The organism is Acinetobacter sp. CY05 (assembly GCF_059515805.1).
In genome coordinates, this window is sequence record NZ_JCAKMW010000005.1 from 56,096 (window position 1) to 78,653 (window position 22,558).

Sequence of the window (22,558 nt, forward strand, 5' to 3'; positions counted from 1 at the left end):
ATTGAGTAAAAAAGTCTTATGGAGTTAATCACATATTTATTGATTGGTGCAATTGCCGGATTTGCCGCAGGTTTGTTTGGTGTCGGTGGTGGCTTAATTATTGTGCCAATTTTATTTGTGGTGTTTAGCCAAGCCGGTTTTGATCCAAGCGTCATTATGCATATGGCGGTCGGGACCTCCTTAGCCACGATTATTATCACCTCAATCAGCTCAGTGACTGCTCATCATAAAAAGGGTGCAGTGCTGTGGCTTGTGTTTAAGAACTTAGCACCTGGTTTGGTGATCGGTTCATTCTTAGGCGCAGGGATTGCAGATTATTTATCAGGTCAGGGTTTACAGCTGATCATTGGTGCTTTTGCATTGTGGGTCGGTTATCGTATGTTGAGCGGTGCTCAAGCGCAGGTCGATCCCGCACAGCGCTTACCCAGTACAGCCGCTCAAATGTTAGCAGGGGGTGGCATTGGTGTCGCCTCGGCAATTTTTGGCATTGGCGGTGGCAGCTTAACCGTTCCTTATTTAAATAAGCAGGGCGTGGTGATGCAACAAGCCGTTGCGACTTCGGCTGCGTGTGGTTTACCGATTGCCATTGCTGGGGCTTTAGGTTTTATGTGGTTTGGCGCAAACAGTAGCGTAACGATCCCCCATACCATTGGCTATGTGCACATTTACGCTTTTATTGGCATTAGTGTGATGAGTTTTATCACTGCAAAATTGGGGGCAAAAGTTGCACATCGTCTGTCACCTGCTATGCTCAAACGCTGTTTTTCGCTATTACTGATCTGTGTTGGGCTGTATTTTATCTATCAAGGCATAATGGCATAAAATAAAAGTGCATCTTGTTTATATTGTTGGTTAAAATGACACCAGATGATTTTAATTCTTAGTGCAATAACAACAACAGGATCACTATGCCACAACATGAGGGCAGCAGCTTGGCACAGCAGATCGCTGAGCATATTGCAAAACAAATTATTCAAGGTGACTTGGTTGAAGGGGAACGTATTCAAGAGTTACGTATTGCGGATGAGTTAAAAGTCAGCCGCGGTTCGGTACGTGAAGCCTTACTATTATTAGAACGCACCCATTTAATTGCAATTTACCCGCGCCGTGGGGCGATTGTCACAGAAATGTCGACAGCACAAGTCAATGCCTTGTTTGACACATTGGCATTAATTTTAGGCCAGATTGCCACCAATATGACTGAAGATTTAAGCATTTCACAAAGAATGTATCTGAGCCAATTAGAGCAACAATTACATGATTATGTAACGCAAACCGATATTGAACATTTTTATGATGCGATTTTCTTCTGCTTTTTAGAGTGTTTACAAGCTGAACGTTATTTATATGTGGGGAGGTTTTATCAAGAACTGTTGCCAAGTTTAAGACGCTGTTATTTTTTAACCTTAAATACCGCCAAGTATGAGCTTGAGCAATCCGAAGCCCAGTTTAAATTGGTGATTGCTGCAATTTTAAGCCAAAAAACCCAACAAGCCACTTTATTTATGCACGATTTTTGTCGACACTTGCAACAGCTTGTGTTGCAGTCGCTGACACGAATGAAACAAATTGAATTGGCCTGGGCAAAACGTTCACGGCGGTAATTAGGACATTATGCGTTTAAGCAGTTTAAAACTTTCCGGCTTTAAATCATTCGCCGACAGTAGTACCTTAAATTTTAAAGCCAACCGTACTGCGGTGGTGGGTCCTAACGGCTGTGGTAAATCCAATGTGATTGACGCCATTCGTTGGGTGATGGGTGAGTCGAGTGCACGGCAATTGCGTGGCGGTAGCATGCAAGACGTGATTTTTACTGGTACAGCCAAGCGTAAACCGGTGGGGATGGCCAGTGTTGAACTACGTTTTGAGAATACGCAAGGTAAATTAGGTGGCATGTATAATGCCTATACTGAATTATCGGTACGGCGTCAGGTCAATCGTGAGGGTAAATCAGAATACTTTTTAAATGGCACCAAATGTCGTCGCCGGGATATTACCGATATTTTCTTGGGCACCGGTTTAGGCCCACGCTCGTATGCCATTATTGAACAAGGCATGATTAATCGTTTAGTGGACGCTAAACCGGAAGAAATGCGGGTTTATATTGAAGAAGCAGCAGGGGTGTCACGTTATCAAGCGAGGCGCCGTGAAACTTTAAATCATCTAGAACACACCACGCAAAATCTAGAACGTTTAGAAGATATTCGTGTTGAACTCAGTAGCCAACTGAAAACGTTAAAACGCCAATCAGAAGCAGCATTACACTATCAGCAGCTTAAAGCTCAAATCCGCAGCTTAAAAATTGAAGTATTGTCATTTCAATATGGGCAAAGTGTCCGTTTACAACAAGAATATAGCCATGACATGAACAGTTTAGGCGAGCGCTTTCAGCTGGTAAGTGCTGAGCTCACCACACTTGAACATGACTTAAACTCAAGTCAGCAGCTGTTTGAACGTTTGATGAGCCAATCTATACCCCTCCAACACAACTGGCAAACGGCTGAGCAACGACTGACTGAGCTAAAAGGTCAGTTGCAACATAAACAACAATTCATTGCGCAAAACCAAGCCACTTTAAGCCAGCTCAATCAGCAAAAACAGCATAGCCAACAACGTCTACAACTGATTGAACAACAATTAGCGTATTTAAGTCTGCAACACAGCGAAGAGACAGTTAAACAACAAGAAGCGCAACAAACTACTCAGGCAGCAGCGCAACATCTAGCAGCATTCAAACAGCAACAACATCAGTTACAGCAGCACTATCATGCTGTTAAAAGCCAAGTTGAACGCCAGCAACAGCAGCAGTTGCACATGCGTAGCCAAATTGAACAGCTCAATAAAGGTATCGAACGCCAGCAGCAGCAACATGACATGCTGCACGCCCAAGCCCATGCTTTGGCTGGACATTATCAGCAGGATGAAATTGCCGCTTTACAGGCTGAACATAGTGATTTAAATATCAGCGTATTGCAACTGACAGAAAAAGTCACACATAGCCAAAGCATATTAGCTAACTTAGAAAATGCTGAGCGTGATTTACAGCAACAGTTACAAACGCATCAAAACCAAATTCAACTGCTACAACGTGAACAGCAGCAGCTACTCAAAGCGCTGCCTAAGCAGCCCCAACATGCGGCGCAGGGTCAAACTTTGATGCAAGCTTTGCAGCTTGCTGAACAAGCTAAGCCCTATGCCCATCTATTAGAAAAATTCTGCAGTCATTGGCTTAATAGTCAGATTTTGGATCAAGACACTGATTTTGCCCCTGATCTGGCCAGACAAATGAAACTCTCCTGTTGCAGTGCAGCCCATATTGCAGGATTGGCACCGCTTAGCACGTGGATTATCGCGCCAGCACATTCTTTATGGGCAAATGTGGCACTGGCTGAAACTTTACAGCAAGCATTAGCACAGCAAACTCAGTTGCAAACAGGGCAAAGTATTTTAACTCTAGATGGCTATCATGTGGGGCCAGATTGGTTAATTGCACTCGATTATGAACACACCCAAGTCTCGGGTTTAACTCAGCGCTTGCGCTTAGAGGAAATTGAGCAAGAAATTAGTTTGCTTGAGCAGCAAGTGGCGCTGTTAAAACCACGCCGTGCTGCCAATTTAAATCAGTTATCCTCTGCCAAAGTGAGTTTAAAACAGCAACAAGCCGATTTAAAAGGTTTGCATGATCAGCAGCATCAACTGAGTCTGGATATTGTTAAACAGCAAACTGCCGTGCAAGCTTTTGCGGTGCAACAGCAACAGCTACAGCAGCAGATGATCACCTTGGCTGAGCAAATTGAAGATGATGCTATGCAGCGTGATGAGATGGAAATTGACCTGCATGCCATTCATCTTAAGCTTGAACAACAACAACCTGAATATAAAACCCTGCAATTTCAGTTCGAAGAATCGAGCAATATCTTACAGCAAGCTGAACACGAGGCGTCATTGGCCAAGCAAAATTTTGCGCACGTGCAACAGCGTTGCCAAGAGCTGCAGCAACAAATTAGTTTATGTGAAAAAGAGGCGTCATTTTTAGCTGAGCAGCAACAGCAAGTCGACTTACAAATCCAGCAAGCCACCCGTTTGATTGAGCCGCTCAGTCAAGAATTGCCAAGCTTAACTGAGGCTGTTGAGCAGCAGCAGCAACAGGCAAGCACTTTGCAACAGAACTGGCAGATTTGGCAACAAGAGCTCAATGCTGTGCAAACGCAGCAACAAAGCTTAACTGCAAAAAGACAACAGACACAGCAACAAGACCAACAATTACGTCAAACTTTAGAAGACAAACGCTTAGCTTGGCAAGCTGCCAAGTCAGATGCAGCACATTATGCCGCACAGCTGACGGAAATGGGCGCTGAGGCTGTAGCCATTGAGTTGGACTTAGACTCTACCCAACAGACTTTAGAGGCAGCACAGCAAAAATTTGCCAAACTTGGTGCAGTGAATTTGGCAGCATCTGAAGAATATGAACAGGTTTTGGCGCGTTATGATGAACTTAAACATCAAATGCAAGACCTAGAAAATACAGTGGCCCAATTACAAGCCGCTATGAAAAGTATTGATCAAGAAACCCGTAAATTGTTTATGGAGACCTTTGATCGAGTCAATCATGAGCTTGCGAGCTTGTTTCCGAAAGTATTTAATGGCGGTGAAGCGAGTTTAAGTCTTGAATCTGACTGGCAGTCGGGTGTAAAACTAATGGCGCGCCCGCCAGGTAAACGTAATAGCTCCTTGGCCTTACTCTCTGGGGGCGAAAAAGCCTTAACTGCTTTGGCACTGGTGTTTGCGATCTTTAGACTCAATCCTGCACCATTTTGTGTGCTGGATGAAGTTGATGCACCACTTGATGATGCCAACGTCGGACGCTTTTGTAATCTAGTCAAAGAGCTGTCCGAACAGGTACAATTTATTTATATTACCCATAATAAGCTTGCAATGACGATGGCAACAGATTTATTGGGTGTCACGATGCCAGAACCGGGTGCATCCAAATTAGTCACTGTCAACTTAGAACAGGCAGAAGAATACAGTTTAGTCGCGGAGTCATAGATGGAAATCACCACAATCGTTGGTATTGTTGTCGCCATTATTATTATTGGTGTTGGTTTAAAAATGGTGCTTAGAAAAAGTAATGACGCAGCGCCATCTTTAGATTCTGAACTACATATTAACCAAGAAAGTCAGCAACCTGTTATTCCACGTCATGTACGTGATCAGCTGCAAGCAGATGCACCAGCTGAAGCCGTAGCACCTATTGCCGCAAGTGAAGCACCGGTGGTTGCTGCCCAGAAGCAGCCTGTACCACAACCAGAAAGCACGCCAGTAGCTGAGCATGTAGAGCAAAGCGTCGAAGAAAAACCAGTCCTCGACGTGCAGCCTGAAGCGCCTAAAGTCGAAAAAACGCCTGAATTTAGCTTAAACAGCACTATTGAAAAAGCTGAAATTGCTGAATTTGCCGATGAAAGTAGTATTTTAGATGCGCATCTACATGAACAACAATTGGTCGATGAAGAAAGTGCTTTAGCCACTGCAGAAGATTTTGTGGCGTTGAATGTGTATCCGGAGCGTCGTTTGCTAACAGGTGAAAAAACCTTAAAAGTCTTAATGAAATACGGATTACGTTATGGCGAAATGGCATGTTTCCATCGTTATAACGAAGACGGCACGAAACTATTATTCTCTGTGTTACAAGTGACTGACGAAGGCGCTTCAGGCTTTGATTTAGAAGCACTTTCAACAGAAGAAGTCAAAGGTTTAGCTTTCTTCTTGGCTCTGCCACATAATGATGTACAAAATGCCTTCGATACCATGGTCAGCATTTCAGGCCTAATTGCCCGTGAAATTGAAGGCACGGTTTATGATCAAAATAATCAAGAATTTACCCCACAATTACGCGAGCATTGGCGTCATCAAGCGATTGACTATCGTTCAGGGCAAGTCTCACAAGGCTAAATCCTGAATTGAAACCCATCGCGACGGTTTTTATAATAGTGTAGATAAATGATGTTTAGGGCGGGAAACCGCCCTTTTTTATGGTGAATATTGATGACAGAACAGGCCACAATCATTGCGCAAATGCGACAATTGATCCAAATCTTAGCCCAGCATAACCATGCCTATTACGTGATGGATCAACCGACCATTAGCGATAGTGAATATGACCAACTGTTTCACCAACTCAAAGCCTTAGAGCAGCAATACCCGAATTTAGTCCAAGCCGATAGCCCAACCTTAAAAGTGGGTGGTCAAGCATTGTCGAAGTTTGAATCGGTGACGCATGTGGTGCCAATGCTGTCATTGGGTAACGTGTTTAACTACGAAGACTTACAAGCCTTTGCGCGTCGTATCGAAGAGCGTTTACCCAATCAAACTGTTGAATATGATGTTGAGCTGAAATTTGATGGTTTAGCCATTTCGCTATGGTATGAAAATGGCGTGTTAAGCCGTGGTGTGACGCGTGGTGATGGTGAAACTGGCGAAGATATTACTCAAAACGTCAAAACTATTCGTAACTTACCTAAAGTCATTCAGTTAGCCGATGGCAGCGTACCTCAACTGTTAGAAGTACGCGGTGAAGTTTTAATGCCAAAAGCAGGTTTTGAGAAACTCAATGCCGATAACCAAGCACGTGGCGAAAAAACCTTTGCCAATCCGCGTAATGCCGCGGCAGGGAGTTTACGCCAACTCGATCCAAACATTGCCGCAGCGCGTCCTTTGGCGTTTTATGCTTACGGAATTGCTCAGTGCCAGCCACATCATGGTTTAATCAGCATGTCAGCGAGTCTTGAATGGCTCAATCAACTCGGCTTTGCCGTGGGCGAACGTCATTTTGTCTGTGATTCCATTGAAGCTGTACAAGCCGCTTATGAACAAATCAACCGTGAACGCCCAGAGTTGTTGGTTGAAATTGACGGTATGGTGATTAAGGTCAATGACCTGAAACAACAGCAACAGTTGGGTTTCTTAAGCCGTGAGCCACGCTGGGCAACCGCTTATAAATTCCCCGCAGTGGCAGCCTTGACCACAGTCGACAATATTGACTGGCAAGTGGGACGTACAGGTACTTTAACACCTGTGGCGCGTTTAAACCCTGTGGCAGTCGGTGGCGTGACAGTGTCCAATGTAACCCTACATAATATTGGTGAAATTCACCGTTTAGATGTGCGCGTGGGTGATACGGTGAGTGTTTATCGTAGTGGTGATGTGATTCCAAAAGTGGAAAAAGTCTGGCCAGAATTTCGTCCTGTAGATGCTGTAGAAATCCATTTACCAAAAAATTGCCCAGTGTGTGATTCGCCTGTAGTCATGCCAGAAGGTGAAGCACTCGCGCGTTGTTCGGGTGGCTTGTATTGTGCCGCGCAGCGCATCGAAGCCATTCGTCACTTTGTGTCGCGTAAAGCTTTGGATATTGAAGGTTTAGGTGATCGTTGGGTGGAATCGTTATTACATCTGGATTTACTTAAAGATGTGGCTGATATTTACCATTTACATGAGCATCGTGAACAGCTACTAACGATTGAAAAAATGGGCGAAAAATCAGTGCAAAACCTGATTGATTCGATTGAAAAAAGCAAGAAAACCACGCTAGCAGCCTTTATTTATGCGCTTGGGATTCGTGGCGTGGGAGAAACCACCGCCCGTATGCTGGCCAACACCTTCCAAACTTTAGAGGCGCTCAAAGCTGCTGATTTAGACGCCTTAAAGAAAACGCCTGATGTGGGCGATATTACCGCAGAATGGATTTTAGATTTCTTCCAAGCAGAGCATAATTTGGAAGTGGTACAGCGTTTAATTGAGGCGGGCATTCATTGGGATGCACCGATTGCGCCAACGCGTCAACCACTCAATGGCGAAAGTTGGGTGGTCACAGGTACATTAAGCAGCATGGGGCGTGATGAAGCGACACAATTGCTGCAAGCTTTAGGTGCACGCGTGAGTGGCAGTGTCTCAAGTAAAACCAAATGTGTCGTTGCAGGTGAAAAAGCTGGTTCTAAATTAGACAAAGCAGAAAAATTGGGTATTACCGTATTAAATGAACAACAGTTTATTGCCCTGATGAAAGAACATGGTCAAATCGAGGACTCATCTGTCTAAACAGTGACTGACATAAAAAAGGCACCGAGGATAATTAATCTTTTGGTGTCTTTTTTTATGCCACTTACGTAAGGATCAGCGTTGCTGAGCATGCTATGGCGCAGACAAATACAAAGACAGGGTCGTTATTGTGTACAATATCGATTCATTTGCTGCCTGAGCAAATGATTCTGTTCTCCCGTTAATGATTGGCATACACATGGCGCAAGCAAAGAAATCTTTTCCACAACAAAAATCGCAATTACATGCACGAAATCTGCATCGCAGTCGTTACGATTTTCCTGAGCTGATCAAGAGCTGTCCAGAACTTGCACCTTTTGTCCGTCCAAATCAATATGATGATCTTTCAGTCGACTTTTCTGATCCACAGGCTGTAAGAATGCTCAATAAAGCTTTGCTCAAGCATTTTTACGCCATTCAATATTGGGATATTCCGCAAGATTATCTTTGCCCACCGATTCCGGGTCGAGCCGACTATATTCACTATTTGGCTGACTTGCTGAGTGATAACAACAAAGGTCAGATTCCAACTGGACACGCTGTTCAAGTACTCGATATTGGCGTTGGCGCAAACTGTATTTATCCGATCATTGGGCGTCAAAGCTATGGTTGGAAATTTGTTGGCTCAGATATTCATGCTGCATCAGTGAAGAGTGCGCAATTTATTGTCGAGGCCAATCCGAATTTAAAAAAGGGCATTCAGATTCGCTTACAAAAAACACCGAGCAATATTTTTAAAGGGCTGATTAAAGCCACAGATCGTTTTGATCTAACCCTGTGTAACCCACCATTTCATGCCTCACAAGATGAAGCCAATGCCACAGCAACACAAAAATTACGTAAACTTGGTCAACCATTAGATCGCACTAAAGTGGTATTAAACTTTGGCGGGCAAAAGAACGAGTTATGGTGTGATGGCGGTGAAGCACGTTTTGTGTGTCAGATGGTACAAGAAAGTACCCAATTTGCAGAGCAATGTCTTTGGTTTAGTACACTGGTATCTAAGAAAACCACTTTGCCACTGCTATTAAAGACCTTGGCCAAGAGCGGTGCGGTGGATGTGAAAACCATTAAAATGACACAGGGACAAAAAGAAAGCCGTTTTGTGGCGTGGACATTTTTAGATGCAAAGCAACAGCAAGCATGGAAAAATGCGCGTTGGAATTCGGCTTAAACTGATTTTTACTAAAAATTGTGAGCTTGTCAGTACATACTAATGCACAAGCTCAATTTTTTAGCGATCAAGGTCATGTCGCTAGGCCCAATAATGTTCCATTCTGTTACAAAAAAACAATACGCCATAAAAGCACTGTAATGATGTGAATTTAAGCTAAGCAATGAGTTTAAGATGTTCTTTTATATGTATTAATTACTAGTTTGAGTAGTGTAAATGCAAGTACTTCTCATTTTAATTATATAAAAATCATTAACTTACGAAAAAATTGCTTTGCAAAGTGAGCTTAAATCCGAGATAATTTTTACAGAATTAATAAATTATACTATTGGAGATGGATGATGCGTGGCAATCCTGAGGTTGTAGATTATTTAAATATGCTGATTGGCGGCGAACTTGCAGCGCGTGACCAGTATTTGATTCATTCACGTATGTATGAAGATTGGGGTTTAAGCAAAATTTTTGAACGTATTGACCATGAAATGCAAGAAGAAGCACAACATGCCGATGCAATTATTCGCCGTGTATTGTTTTTAGAAGGCACACCCAATATGCAACGTGACGACATTAATGTCGGTACCGATGTGGTCAGTTGCTTAAAAGCAGATTTAGAACTGGAATATGAAGTACGTGCCAAATTGGCGGCAGGGGTAAAACTTTGCGAAGAAAAAGGCGATTACATTACCCGTGACATGCTGCGTCAACAAATGTCAGATACAGAAGAAGATCATACCTATTGGTTAGAAAAACAATTACGTTTGATTGAATTAATTGGTTTAAAAAATTATATTCAATCGCAAATCTAATAAAAAAAGCCGCGAATCGCGGCTTTTTTTATGCTTTACAACTTAGAACTTTTTAAAGCCTTTGTTGATGCCATACGGCTTACGACCTGCATCATCACGGTCACGACGATCATCACGACGCTCGCCACGTTCACGCGGTGGAATAGACGGTGTAGTTGATTCGTTGTCACGACGTTGTTGACGTAAGAAGCCACCACGACGTGCATTGAGTGGTTTATCTTGCATACGTTCAGTACGACGTTTTGCCATACCGTAAAGACCCGTACCTTGACGTGGTTTTAACTCAACCGATTTGGTTAAGTTGTCGATATCTTGCTTGTCGAGTTCAATCCAACGACCCGTACGTAATTCACGCGGTAAAATCACTGAACCATAACGGGTACGTAATAAACGGCTTACTTTTAGACCTTGTGATTCAAAGATACGACGTACTTCACGGTTACGACCTTCTTTTACCACCACTTGATACCAACGGTTAATACCGTCACCACCAATTTCAGAGAATGATTCAAACTTGGCTGGACCATCATCTAACACCACGCCTTTAAGCATATTATTTTTTAGCTGTGGTGTCACTTCACCCATCACACGTACTGCGTATTCACGCTCAATTTCATTCGATGGATGCATTAAACGGTTGGCAAGTTCACCATCGTTTGTGAATAACAATAAGCCAGTCGAGTTAATATCTAGACGACCGACCATCACCCAGCGATCACCCGCTAAAGTAGGTAAGTTATCAAATACCGTTGGGCGTTTTTCTGGGTCGTTACGTGAACAGATTTCGCCTTCTGGTTTGTAGTAAATTAAAACACGACGACGAATTTCATCTTCAATTTGGAACTGTACTTTACGACCATCGATACGAAGCTCATCGCCTGGCTCAATACGTTCACCCACTTGGGCCACTTGACCGTTGACACTCACGCGACCCGCAGCAATGACTTCTTCCATATAACGGCGAGAACCCAAACCAACGCGTGCAAGCACCTTTTGCAATTTTTCACTCATGACAGCATAACCTTAGAAATTATCACAACAGTCCACCTATTTATGAGCTAAGTGCCTGAGCACCCAGCGCCACAAAAGCTTCCTTGGCATCCTGTAGGGGAGGCATTTGATCTAAGGAATTTAGACCAAATGCATTTAAAAATTGAGGCGTCGTAACCAACAACGCCGGTTTTCCTGGGAGTTCACGAAAACCAGATTCTTTGATCCAGTTCCAATCAAATAATGTGCGTATCACTTGGCTATTATTTGACACTCCACGAATTTGTTCAATGTCTGCTCGGGTTACTGGTTGATGATAAGCAATCACAGCAAGCGTTTCGAGCATAGATGGTGACAGACGAGTTGGTCGTTCTGGCCATGTTTGCGCAATGATCGGTTGATACTTTGCACGTACTTGAAAACGGAAACCTTGCGCGGTTTCCACCAGTTCAATTGATCTGCCGTGTTGTAGCACAGCAAGTTGTTGCAAATACTGTCGTAATTCGGCTTTGGCGTAGCGGTCGCCTAAAGCTTCTTTTAAACGAGAAAGCGGTATAGGCGTTTCACTGGCAAAAATCAGTGCCTCAAGCAACATCAGCACCTCATGTTGTTGCTCCACCTGAGTCATGCCATTACTCCTTGAATCTGTAAGCGCTGCTCGCTACCATCACTAATGATGTGGACTTTTTGCTGACGGGTCAGTTCAAGCACCGCCATAAAGGTCACCACCATACCCATACGCCCTTGGTCCGGGTGTAATAGTTGGGTAAAATCTAATACCTGCCCAGAGGCAATTTTAGTTTCAATAAAAGCAATGCGCTCTTCGAGGCGTACAGGTTCTGCTTTAACCGCATGGGTTACAGGCTCAGGGCGCTGAAAAATGCACAACATCGCGTCACGCAGCTGAGAAGCTGCAAAGCCCAGGGGTACAGCATCGTATTCGAGTTTGCCAATATGCGCCGGAAAAGTATCGCGTTCTAATAGCGACATTTTTCCTAAACGCTCAGCAGCCTGTTTAATACGTAAATAGGCTTCTAAACGTTCGACTAAATCTTTTTGTGGATCTTTTTCCAGTTGAATCTTGGCGGCTTTAGGTAGTAATAAACGGGACTTTAAATCAGCAAGCAAGGCTGCCATCACCATATAATCTGCAGTCAGCTCGATATTTAAGCTTTTCATGTTATCAATATAGGATAAATATTGACTGGCAATTGGAGCAATATCGAGCTGGAGTAAATTAAAACCGTTTTTTTGAATCAGATAAATTAAAAAGTCGAGTGGTCCTTCGAAATGCTCTAACAAGATTTCAAATGCAGCAGGAGGAATATACAAATCCTCAGGAATCGTCTCTTGCCACTCATCCAACACGCGGATGTGCGGCGCTTGTGCCAAAGCAGATTGGACAGATTGATTCATTACAGTTATGAGCCACGCGAATTTTCAAAGGCATGAAAAATTATTTCAACAAAAAGGGAGGTTGAAATAACAAATACAAGAATGCGCTTAGTGTAAAGCAAAAAGGGCAATGAATAAATTACTTACATCGGCAAATACTAAAAAAAGCCCAAAATAAATACCGGTCATTTATTTATGTGATATTTCAATAAATTAAAATGACCGAATTCAATCCATTATGTCTAAAATGTCGCCATTTTATATAAATGTAATGCAATTTATTCGTAAAATTTAAGTAAAAGCGCTGACGTCTCCGGCACCTTCACGTACTACGACAGGATAATCACCCGATAAATCGATAATACTGGTGGTTGAAAGAGTGCCCAAACCACCATCAATTAATACATCAATCCGTTTGCCCAATTGCATCTCAATCTCATAAGGGTCATCTAATGGGTCGCTTTGTCCAGGTAAAATCAAGGTTGAGGTGAGTAAAGGCTCCTCCAATTCTTGTAATAACATTTGGCAAATTGGGTTAGTCGGAATACGTAAACCAATGGTTTTCTTTTTTGGGTGCATCAAACGCTTGGGCACTTCACTGGTGGCGGGCAAAATAAAAGTGCTAATGGCAGGGGTATTGTTTTTAAGTAAACGATACATGGCATTGTCAACGCGGGCATAGGTGGCAATGTCGGATAAATCACAGCACAAAATCGCATATTGATGTTTGGCATCCAGTTGACGAATGTGTGCAATGCGCTCCATAGCGGCTTTATTACCAATTTGACAGCCAATCGCATAAGCGGCATCTGTGGGGTATACCACCACGTCACCAGCACGAATGCGCTCAACTGCCTGACTAATTAGACGTGGCTGTGGATTATCTGGATGAATTCTTAAGTGCAGCATGTTGTTCTCCCAATATTGTTGTGTTTATCAAGCGGGCACGTTTAAAACGGCTGGCAGGGAATAGCTTTATTATGCGCAGGATTTCCCTGCGCTGTTGAAAGATTATGTTATTGATCCAATTCAGTTCGTAAAAATTCTGCCTGTTGTAAGCTTTTGCCACCTCGTATACAGGTACAAATACAGGCAATAAAATGTGCAGCATCACGCGGTAACTTGGCTTCGCCATTAAAATAACGTTGCACTTGAGCATAGACATTGTCTTTAAAAGTGCTGCCATCACCCGCATCACCCGTTAAATTATCTAAAGAGACACGAAATTTGCGTCCAAAAGCTTTGGCAAATAGCCATTCAATGGCTTGTGGTTTGATTTCGACTTGTTCAAATAGCGCTTGTTGTTCTTTGGTTCTGCCATCTGGGGCATACCAATAACCTAAATCTGGCAACTTACGCCGTGCATAGCCAGCAATGGTCCAATGACTAATTTCATGTAAAGCACTGTTAAAGAAGCCATGCGCAAATTGAATTTTCGCACAACTATTTGAATTTTCAGGGAAATATTCTGGCTCGAACTCACCGCGCACTAAAGTCACATTTAAGTGGGAAAACCAGTGATTAAAGTGTAAGATAAGCCAATCTACCTGTTGAGCTTCAGTTTGCAGATTAATCCAAGGTGCGAGTTGCACGCGGTCTACGGAATCGATCAAACTTGAACGAGTAGGAGAGTTTAACTGTAATGAAGTTGTGACTTCAGGTTGCGGCTGCAACTGATGCATGACTTGTATTACCCAAATGATCTGTCTGAATAAGTACAAAATTGTATCTTAATCTTTGACAGAGTACTTATGAATTTGTAGAATTGCCGCCTTAATTATGTCAGCAAATACCTTTCCGGCACAGATTGAGCCGTTTAAATGGGCTGAACAGGGCTTTACATGGTCAGGTACCCTGCCATTGTCTCGCTTTGTTCGTATTGCTCGTGAAGCTGTTGGATCAATTGATGATCAATTGATTACCATAGACTGTAAGCTATCAATGGATGCGTATCATCGCATTGTATGGTTAGATGGCAGTGTTGAAACAAAAGTTCCAATGGAGTGCCAACGTTGTTTGGAACCTGTTGAGATCCCACTTGTTTTGGATTTTCATTTAGCTTTAGTCGATGATGAGTCACTGATAGAGCGCTTGGATGAGGATGCTGATTTCATCGTTTTAGGTGAAAGTGAAGCAACAACCAAAGGTTCATATGATGCACCTGCGACTGCTGATTTACTCTCGCTGATAGAAGATGAATTGTTATTGTTGTTGCCGTTGTCTGCCAAGCATGACGCTTGCGAACATAAGCATCAACCTGCCATTCAAGACATTGTCGAAGAAAAACGCGATAATCCGTTTGATGTTTTGTCAAGTTTGAAAGGTAAACTTAACTAAATCGTGTTATACTATTTGGTTAAGACAACTGAATTTGTTCTGATCCATTTTTTCGATATTTGTAAGGAGCCATCATGGCCGTTCAGCAAAACCGTAAAAGTCGCTCTCGCCGTGACATGCGCCGTTCACATGACGCTTTAACCGAGAATGCATTAACTGTAGACCAAGCTACTGGCGAGACTCACCGTCGTCACCACGTATCTAAAGATGGTATCTACCGTGGTCGTCAATTATTCGCTAAAGCATCTGCTGAATAATTGTTGATGCATTAAGCTTTGAGCTTAGTGAAAAAAATGGGAGCGTAAAGCTCCCTTTTTTTGTCGCTATTTTTGTTGTATTTGGCAATTACCAAAGCTGTTTTTAAGTGTTAAATTCGCGTCCATCTCAGCTAAAAACAACATGAAAGGATTTTTCTATGTCGGCAAATCGACTTGATCAAGCCGCTCAAGCCACCCAAACTGCTTTTGTTTTCCCGGGTCAGGGTTCACAAAAGACGGGTATGCTTGCGGATTTAGCTACCCAATTTCCAATCATTGAACAGACCTTTAAAGAAGCCTCAGATGCAGTAGGTTTTGACCTCTGGCATATTGCACAAAGTGGTGAAGGCATTAATGAGACCCAATATACTCAGCCTGTTTTACTCACGGCAAGTATTGCACTTTGGCGTTTATGGTTAGATTTAGGTGGGGTTGCGCCTAAATTCTTAGCAGGTCATTCTCTGGGTGAATACAGCGCTTTGGTTGCCGCAGATAGCTTAAGCCTAGGTGATGCAGCTAAATTGGTGCATTTACGTGGTCAATACATGCAAGCTGCTGTTCCACAAGGTCAAGGTGCTATGGCTGCAATCTTAGGCTTTGATGATGCCAAAGTAGTAGAGCTCTGCGCGCAAATTTCAGCACAAGATTTCGGTTCAGTTGAAGCTGCAAACTATAATGCCAACGGTCAAGTGGTGGTAGCGGGCACTAAAGCTGCAGTGGATGCCTTAATTGCCTTAGTCAAAGAGAACTCAGGTAAAGCGATTGCATTACCTGTATCTGTACCTTCACATTGTTCCCTAATGAAACCTGCAGCAGAAAAATTTGCTGAGGCATTGGAACAAACCGCCATTGAGCTACCACGCATTCCTGTAATACAAAATGTAAATGCAGAAGCGGCGCAAACGGTCGAGCAAGTACGTTTAGCATTGACGGCTCAATTGTATGAGTCAGTACAATGGACCAAGACGATGCAAGTCTTTGAACAGCAAGGTATTCATTACCTCATGGAATGCGGTCCAGGTAATGTGCTTGCCAACCTTGCCAAGCGTTTGCCAAACATTGAAAAAGCTTTCCCGCTTGATACCCAAGCGCGAATAGAAGATGCATTAAACGCCGTTTTAGTGGCAGAAGGGAAAATTGCATGACACAAGAGCGTAAAGTTGCTTTAGTTACTGGTGCAAGCCGTGGCATCGGGGCTGCCATTGCAGCACAATTGATTCAAGATGGTTTTTTTGTGGTGGGGACAGCCACTTCTGAAAGTGGTGCAGAAAAATTAAGCGCACAATTTGCAGAAAACGGTGCAGGTCGCGTACTTGATGTACGTGATGGTGCAGCGATTGATGCTTTAGTGGGTGAGATCGAACAAAGCTTTGGCCCAGTATTAGTATTAGTAAACAACGCTGGTATTACCAAAGACAATTTATTATTGCGTATGTCTGAAGATGATTGGGATGATATTCTGACCATTCATTTAAAAGCAGTGTATCGCTTATCAAAACGTGTGCTTAAGGGGATGACTAAGGCACGTTTTGGCCGCATTATCAATATCAGCTCTGTGGTTGCACATTTTGCCAACCCAGGTCAATCAAACTACTCTGCTGCCAAAGCAGGTATGGAAGCATTTAGCCGTAGCCTTGCTAAAGAAATGGGTAGCCGTCAAATCACGGTCAACTCAGTGGCACCGGGCTTTATTGCAACTGAAATGACTGAACAGCTGAGTGAAGAAATTCGTAAGAAAATGAGTGATCAAGTGGCGCTTAATCGTTTAGGTGAGCCACAAGACATTGCGAATGCAGTAAGCTTCTTGGCTTCTGAGAAGGCAAGCTACATTACTGGTACTGTACTCCATGTAAATGGTGGTCTTTACATGAACTAATTGATTCATGTAGAAACTTTCCAAATTTACTAGATTCAATTACACTTAACCGCAAATTAAAAACGCTACAAAGCATTGAGGAGAATTCCTGTGAGCGATATCGAACTACGCGTAAAACAAGCAGTTGCAGAACAACTTGGTATCAAAGTTGAAGACATCAAAAACGAAGCATCTTTCATGGATGACTTAGGTGCTGACTCTTTAGACTTAGTTGAACTTGTAATGTCTTTCGAAAACGACTTTGACATCACAATTCCTGATGAAGATTCTAACGAAATCACAACTGTACAATCTGCAATCGACTATGTTTCTAAGAAACTTGGTTAATTGATGATTTAAGCGCATGCTTAAAAAAAGCCACTCGTTTGAGTGGCTTTTTTATTTACATAACTTAACTGATTACTACCAAACACTAGCATCTTGACTGTTCAATATTGAGTATAAAAATAAAGCCAACTACAACTACACAATAACAACTGGAGTAAAAATATGGGTTTATTTGATTTCGTAAAAGGTATTGGTAAAAAAAATACAGCTCCTCCAGAGCCACAGCCGCAAGCTGCAACACCAAGTGAACCATCGGCACAAGAAGTCGCGAATCAATTATTAGGTTTGGTCAAAAGCTTGGGGCTTGGGGTAGAAGGATTATCTGTCACCTATAACGGTGCGGCTGATCTTGCGACCATTAAGGGGCAAGTCAAAAGCCAAGCCGATAGAGAAAAAATTGTCTTAGCTGTGGGTAATGTCGATCATGTCGCACAAGTGGATGATCAAATGACGGTGGCTGAAGCTGCGCCTGAAAGTCAATTCTATACTGTACAATCAGGTGATAATTTATCTAAAATTGCTAAACAGTATTATGGCGATGCCAATCAATATAACAAAATCTTTGAAGCCAATCGTCCATTGCTTAAAAATGCCGATGATATTTTCCCAGGCCAAGTGTTACGTATTCCAGCCTAAGAAACTTAAACCAATAAGAGGAGCTTCGGCTCCTTTTTTTATACTTAAAATTGCTGGATTATTTAGTTAATCTTGATCATAAATTATAAGTAATGGTAGTTATAGCCATTGTTATATAGGCTTAAAAAATATCTAAAAAAATTACATAACTAAGTGTCAAAATTATGTTTTTTTATATATTTTTTTGTAATTAATTTTTATAGGTATTTGTTTTAAAATAAAAAGTGATGTAGTTGGCTATTTATTTTAAAAATGTGCTAATTTTTGCATCAATAGTCACCATTTTGCTTGGTAAATTACAACTGATCTGCACTGAATCATAGTGCGATTTTAGTCAAACTTTCACAAACTTTTAAAAAAAATTATATTACAGCGGCTTAATTTTTATTTCTTTATTTTTATAACAATTTTTATATTTAAGTCATTGGGAGACTTCTATTTATGGCACAAGTCCAAGTCATTTCTAAAGCAGCACATACTGCTTCGGAAACAACTACATCGAATAAGATCACTTTACAAGAACCTAGCGTTATTGTGATTAAAGGTTCGCCACAGAATGTACAGCACTTAGAGCGTAAAGATAATGATCTTATTGTTACTTTAAGCGATGGTGAAATTTTAGTTGTCGCAAATTACTTTGATGCCAATGCTAACCATGACATCGTGTTTGCGGATGAAAATGGTCAGTTACATATTTTAGAAGTGCCTAGCGATGCGGCTAATCCTCTTGCAGTCAATTACAACCCAATTGAAGAGATTGAACCTTTACTCGATAGCCAAAGCTCAGATTTATTACCATGGCTAGCACCGATTGTGACAACGGCAGGTATTTTAGCATGGGCACATGATTCTGATTCTAGCCGTCGTGCAGATGAATCGGACTCAGACGCGGACGGCGATGCTGATGGTGACGCGGACGGCGATGCTGATGGTGACGCGGACGGCGATGCTGATGGCGACGCGGACGGCGATGCTGATGGCGACGCAGATGGCGATGCTGATGGCGACGCAGATGGCGATGCTGATGGTGACGCGGACGGCGATGCTGATGGTGACGCAGACGGCGATGCTGATGGTGACGCAGACGGCGATGCTGATGGCGATGCTGATGGCGATGCTGATGGTGACGCGGACGGCGATGCTGATGGCGACGCAGATGGCGATGCTGATGGTGACGCGGACGGCGATGCTGATGGTGACGCGGACGGCGATGCTGATGGCGATGCTGATGGTGACGCGGACGGCGATGCTGATGGCGACGCAGATGGCGATGCTGATGGTGACGCGGACGGCGATGCTGATGGCGACGCGGACGGCGATGCTGATGGCGACGCAGATGGCGATGCTGATGGCGACGCGGATGGCGACGCTGATGGTGACGCGGACGGCGATGCTGATGGTGACGCAGACGGCGATGCTGATGGTGACGCAGACGGCGATGCTGATGGCGACGCAGATGGCGACGCGGACGGCGATGCTGATGGTGATGCAGATGGCGATGCTGATGGTGACGCAGACGGCGATGCTGATGGCGACGCAGACGGCGATGCTGATGGTGACGCGGACGGCGATGCTGATGGCGACGCGGATGGCGACGCGGACGGTGACGCGGACGGCGATGCTGATGGCGACGCGGATGGCGACGCGGACGGTGACGCGGACGGCGATGCTGATGGTGACGCGGACAGCGATTCAGATTCTGATGCTGAAGACACCACTCAGCCGGAGGTTGAGTTGGTGCAAAATTCAAAATCATCCGTATTATTAACTTCAAATGAGGCAGGTAATTACAGCGTCATAGCGGGTGGTCAAACTTATACTGGTACAATTGCAGCAAACGAATCAATTACTGTGACTTTTGACCAGCCATTAGCAGAAAATGAAACAGTGACTGCAACAGTGACTGACGCTGCAGGCAATACAGGTGAAGCAACCCTAGTTGCCGATGTGACTGATCCACAGGTTGAATTAATTCAAACTGCACCAGATGCAGTCGTGTTAATCTCAGATGAAGATGGTACATATGTAGTCACTGTAGATGGTGTCAGCTATTCAGGTGACATTACAGCCAATGAACCGGTGACTGTGACATTATCTCCAGCCTTAACTGATGGTGATGAAGTCGTTGCCTATGTAACTGATGATGTAAACAATACAGGTAGTGCAACATTAATTGCAGATGTGACTGATCCTACGGTTGAGCTTGAACAAACTTCACCTGAAACTGTCGACATCACATCAAATGAAAATGGCAAATATACAGTCACTATTGGTGATGACGTTTACACAGGTGAGATTAAAGCCGGCGAAACTGTAGAAATTCCACTTGATCGTCCATTAACTGAAGGCGAAGAGATTGTTGCTGAAGTAAAAGATCAAGCAGGCAATACAGGTGAAGCGACATTAACTGCAGATGTAACTGATCCTACGGTTGAGCTTGAACAAACTTCACCTGAAACTGTCGACATCACATCAAATGAAGACGGTGAATACACCGTAACTATTGGTGATGATGTTTACACTGGCGAAATTAAAGCCGGCGAAACTGTAGAAATTACGCTTGATCGTCCATTGACTGAAGGCGAAGAGATTGTTGCTGAAGTAAAAGATCAAGCAGGCAATACAGGTGAAGGGACATTAACTGCAGATGTGACTGATCCTACGGTTGAGCTTGAACAAACTTCACCTGAAACTGTCGATATCACTTCAAATGAAGATGGCGAATATACAGTTACTATTGGTGATGACGTTTACACAGGTGAGATTAAAGCCGGCGAAACTGTGGAAATTACGCTTGATCGTCCATTAACTGAAGGCGAAGAGATTGTTGCTGAAGTGAAAGACCAAGCGGGCAATACAGGTGAAGCGACATTAACTGCAGATGTGACGAATCCTGTAGTTGAGCTTGAACAGACCTCTCCTGAAACTGTCGACATCACTTCAAATGAAGATGGCGAATACACCGTAACTATTGGTGATGACGTTTACACAGGTGAGATTAAAGCCGGCGAAACTGTGGAAATTACGCTTGATCGTCCATTAACTGAAGCCGAAGAGATCGTTGCTGAAGTAAAAGATCAAGTAGGCAATACAGGTGAAGCGACTTTAGTTGCTGACTTAACGCCACCGCAAGTGACAGTGAATCAAACCTTAGACAACAGTGTAACTATTACTTCAACTGAAGATGGCAGCTATGAAGTCAATATTGGTGAGCAAAGTTACAGCGGTACAATTGCTAAGGATGAAGTGGTCACCATTGAGTTGTTAGATGTTACTGAAGACGCACTTGAAGTGATCGCAACAGTCACTGACAAAGCAGGTAATACAGGATCAGATAGCCTGATCCTTGATTTACAAGCACCAACGGTAGAAGTACGTCAAACAGACTCAACCACACTCGTATTAACTTCGACAGAAGATGGTCAATATACAGTAACTGCCGGTGGTCAGACCTTTACGGGTACCGTCGTAGCAGGTCAGTCGGTGCAACTTAGCTTAAGCGCACCTTTAGCGGGTGGTGATAAGATCGAAGCCACAGTTCGTGACGCTTTTGGTAATACAGGTGAGTTTGAAAATAGCGTGCCTATTGCAGTGGCCAACGGCAATAGCTTGCTGGGTTTAGTTGGGCTCGATGTAGCAGGCTTAATTGACTTAAATCAGCAAATGTTTGCCGCACTAGATACTGACAATAACTTGAGTAAAATTGAAATTACCCAAGGTGGCTTTATTTCCTTAGTCGCGCTGCAATTTGGCTATTCACAAAAACTGGCTGAAGATTTTGGTCTAAAAATCAGCCCTGTTAAAGGTGGTAGCTTACTCGGCTTAGGGCTTGTGCAATTATCGGCGTCGAGTATTGTGATTGAAGCGCTCGATGGTGGCACTTTAGATAACCAGAAAGTATTGGAATTCCTAGCCACTGTTGCCTTAGAACCGCAAACAGGTGTCTTGGGTCTGAGTGGGTTGCTAGGTAGTATCTTGCAATTAGATGTCTTACAAAAGCTGACTGTGACGGTAACTGATGAATACGGCAGCAGTAACACATCCGATTTAGCTTCTCTATTGGGGGCTGAAGTTTTGGATAATCTCCTTGCAGGTCAAGCTATCTATGAAGGGGCTGATAAAAATATCACCGCAGTGCTAGATGATACCTTGGATCAATCTAAAGCAACCAGCTCAGTACGTTTATACGGTCACGATGGCAATGATGTACTCATTGGTGGTCAGGGCAGTGATGTGATTCGTGGCGGTGAAGGCAAAGATCAGATCCAAGGCAATGCAGGTGATGACTATATCGTCGGTGGAGCAGGCAATGACACAGTCTTATTTAAGCTGCTGGATGCCAATGATGCTACAGGCGGTAACGGCGTGGATACGTGGGAAGACTTTGAGCTTGGTAATCCAGAGGAGAATCTCGATGCAGATATCCTTGATGTCAGCGAATTACTAGGGAATGAAGTGACTGCGGACAATCTTGATCAGTATCTAACTGTGGAACAAGATGCTGAAGGTCACGTGACCTTAAGCATTGATCGTGATGGTGCAGGGACAACTTTCCAAAGTACAGCCTTGATTCATTTAGGTCAGCAGACAACTGATGTTAGCTTGCAGCAATTATTAGAAAATAATCAAATTATTTTCTAATCTATCATTGTTGTGCTGAGACAAA

General features: G+C 43.3%; 20 protein-coding genes and 1 pseudogene. 16 read left to right on the top strand and 5 right to left on the bottom strand.

Going from position 1 to position 22,558, the window contains the following annotated elements; translation table 11 throughout:
- Window positions 1-18: 18 nt before the first annotated feature.
- The 7 genes from AC5YCD_RS06590 to ftn all read left to right on the top strand — a co-directional run bounded on the left by AC5YCD_RS06590 (window position 19) and on the right by ftn (window position 10,074).
- The gene (locus AC5YCD_RS06590) at window positions 19-822 is read left to right on the top strand and encodes a sulfite exporter TauE/SafE family protein (protein WP_496129277.1); all 804 of its coding nucleotides are present in this window, start codon (window positions 19-21) and stop codon (window positions 820-822) included.
- 86 nt (window positions 823-908) lie between these two features.
- On the top strand, window positions 909-1,604 hold the full coding sequence (locus AC5YCD_RS06595; RefSeq protein WP_496129278.1) for a GntR family transcriptional regulator: 696 nt from the start codon (window positions 909-911) through the stop codon (window positions 1,602-1,604).
- Window positions 1,605-1,614: 10 nt separating this feature from the next.
- On the top strand, window positions 1,615-5,049 hold the full coding sequence (gene smc / locus AC5YCD_RS06600) for a chromosome segregation protein SMC (RefSeq protein ID WP_496129279.1): 3,435 nt from the start codon (window positions 1,615-1,617) through the stop codon (window positions 5,047-5,049).
- Entirely contained in the window at window positions 5,050-5,952 is a 903-nt protein-coding gene (locus AC5YCD_RS06605; protein ID WP_496129280.1) for a cell division protein ZipA C-terminal FtsZ-binding domain-containing protein, read from the top strand. It begins immediately after the preceding gene.
- A gap of 93 nt (window positions 5,953-6,045) precedes the next feature.
- A complete protein-coding gene (gene ligA / locus AC5YCD_RS06610) occupies window positions 6,046-8,094 on the top strand; it encodes an NAD-dependent DNA ligase LigA (protein WP_496129281.1) in 2,049 nt (682 codons plus the stop codon).
- A 199-nt stretch (window positions 8,095-8,293) separates the two neighbouring features.
- Complete coding sequence (rlmF, locus tag AC5YCD_RS06615) at window positions 8,294-9,268, top strand: 23S rRNA (adenine(1618)-N(6))-methyltransferase RlmF (RefSeq protein WP_496129282.1); 975 nt, start codon at window positions 8,294-8,296, stop codon at window positions 9,266-9,268.
- 341 nt (window positions 9,269-9,609) lie between these two features.
- Window positions 9,610-10,074, top strand: coding sequence for a heteropolymeric bacterioferritin subunit Ftn (gene ftn, locus AC5YCD_RS06620; RefSeq protein WP_496129283.1), 465 nt, complete (start codon window positions 9,610-9,612; stop codon window positions 10,072-10,074).
- A 42-nt stretch (window positions 10,075-10,116) separates the two neighbouring features.
- Here the strand turns inward: ftn and rluB are convergent, their stop codons facing one another.
- The 5 genes from rluB to AC5YCD_RS06645 form a co-directional block, all read right to left on the bottom strand.
- The gene (rluB, locus tag AC5YCD_RS06625) at window positions 10,117-11,085 is read right to left on the bottom strand and encodes a 23S rRNA pseudouridine(2605) synthase RluB (RefSeq protein ID WP_496129284.1); all 969 of its coding nucleotides are present in this window, start codon (window positions 11,083-11,085) and stop codon (window positions 10,117-10,119) included.
- A 40-nt stretch (window positions 11,086-11,125) separates the two neighbouring features.
- The gene (gene scpB / locus AC5YCD_RS06630; protein ID WP_496129285.1) at window positions 11,126-11,692 is read right to left on the bottom strand and encodes an SMC-Scp complex subunit ScpB; all 567 of its coding nucleotides are present in this window, start codon (window positions 11,690-11,692) and stop codon (window positions 11,126-11,128) included.
- Entirely contained in the window at window positions 11,689-12,480 is a 792-nt protein-coding gene (locus tag AC5YCD_RS06635) for a segregation and condensation protein A (protein ID WP_496129286.1), read from the bottom strand. The genes scpB and AC5YCD_RS06635 overlap by 4 nt, the downstream gene beginning before the upstream one ends.
- 270 nt (window positions 12,481-12,750) lie before the next feature.
- Window positions 12,751-13,368, bottom strand: coding sequence for an L-threonylcarbamoyladenylate synthase (locus AC5YCD_RS06640; RefSeq protein ID WP_496129287.1), 618 nt, complete (start codon window positions 13,366-13,368; stop codon window positions 12,751-12,753).
- A gap of 107 nt (window positions 13,369-13,475) precedes the next feature.
- Complete coding sequence (locus tag AC5YCD_RS06645; protein ID WP_496129288.1) at window positions 13,476-14,141, bottom strand: elongation factor P hydroxylase; 666 nt, start codon at window positions 14,139-14,141, stop codon at window positions 13,476-13,478.
- A gap of 97 nt (window positions 14,142-14,238) precedes the next feature.
- On the opposite strand from AC5YCD_RS06645, the gene AC5YCD_RS06650 reads away from it, so the two are divergent.
- The 9 genes and pseudogenes from AC5YCD_RS06650 to AC5YCD_RS06690 all read left to right on the top strand — a co-directional run bounded on the left by AC5YCD_RS06650 (window position 14,239) and on the right by AC5YCD_RS06690 (window position 22,533).
- Window positions 14,239-14,796, top strand: a complete 558-nt coding sequence (locus AC5YCD_RS06650) for a YceD family protein (RefSeq protein ID WP_496129289.1) — start codon at window positions 14,239-14,241, stop codon at window positions 14,794-14,796.
- Between the two features lie 74 nt (window positions 14,797-14,870).
- The gene (gene rpmF, locus AC5YCD_RS06655) at window positions 14,871-15,053 is read left to right on the top strand and encodes a 50S ribosomal protein L32 (RefSeq protein ID WP_004279227.1); all 183 of its coding nucleotides are present in this window, start codon (window positions 14,871-14,873) and stop codon (window positions 15,051-15,053) included.
- 158 nt (window positions 15,054-15,211) lie between these two features.
- A complete protein-coding gene (gene fabD / locus AC5YCD_RS06660; protein WP_496129290.1) occupies window positions 15,212-16,198 on the top strand; it encodes an ACP S-malonyltransferase in 987 nt (328 codons plus the stop codon).
- Window positions 16,195-16,929, top strand: coding sequence for a 3-oxoacyl-ACP reductase FabG (gene fabG / locus AC5YCD_RS06665; RefSeq protein ID WP_496129291.1), 735 nt, complete (start codon window positions 16,195-16,197; stop codon window positions 16,927-16,929). Before fabD ends, fabG begins: the two co-directional genes overlap by 4 nt.
- 90 nt (window positions 16,930-17,019) lie before the next feature.
- Window positions 17,020-17,256 (top strand): acyl carrier protein, encoded by a 237-nt coding sequence (acpP, locus tag AC5YCD_RS06670; protein ID WP_122899152.1) that lies wholly within the window; start codon window positions 17,020-17,022, stop codon window positions 17,254-17,256.
- Window positions 17,257-17,418: 162 nt separating this feature from the next.
- Complete coding sequence (gene lysM, locus AC5YCD_RS06675) at window positions 17,419-17,892, top strand: peptidoglycan-binding protein LysM (protein ID WP_496129292.1); 474 nt, start codon at window positions 17,419-17,421, stop codon at window positions 17,890-17,892.
- A 441-nt stretch (window positions 17,893-18,333) separates the two neighbouring features.
- A pseudogene (locus AC5YCD_RS06680) lies at window positions 18,334-18,678 on the top strand (BapA/Bap/LapF family prefix-like domain-containing protein); the annotation flags it as partial.
- 58 nt (window positions 18,679-18,736) lie between these two features.
- Complete coding sequence (locus AC5YCD_RS06685) at window positions 18,737-19,660, top strand: hypothetical protein (RefSeq protein WP_496129347.1); 924 nt, start codon at window positions 18,737-18,739, stop codon at window positions 19,658-19,660.
- Window positions 19,630-22,533: a hypothetical protein gene (locus AC5YCD_RS06690; protein WP_496129348.1), complete on the top strand. Its 2,904-nt coding sequence runs from the start codon at window positions 19,630-19,632 to the stop codon at window positions 22,531-22,533. Before AC5YCD_RS06685 ends, AC5YCD_RS06690 begins: the two co-directional genes overlap by 31 nt.
- The last annotated feature ends 25 nt before the right edge of the window (window positions 22,534-22,558 follow it).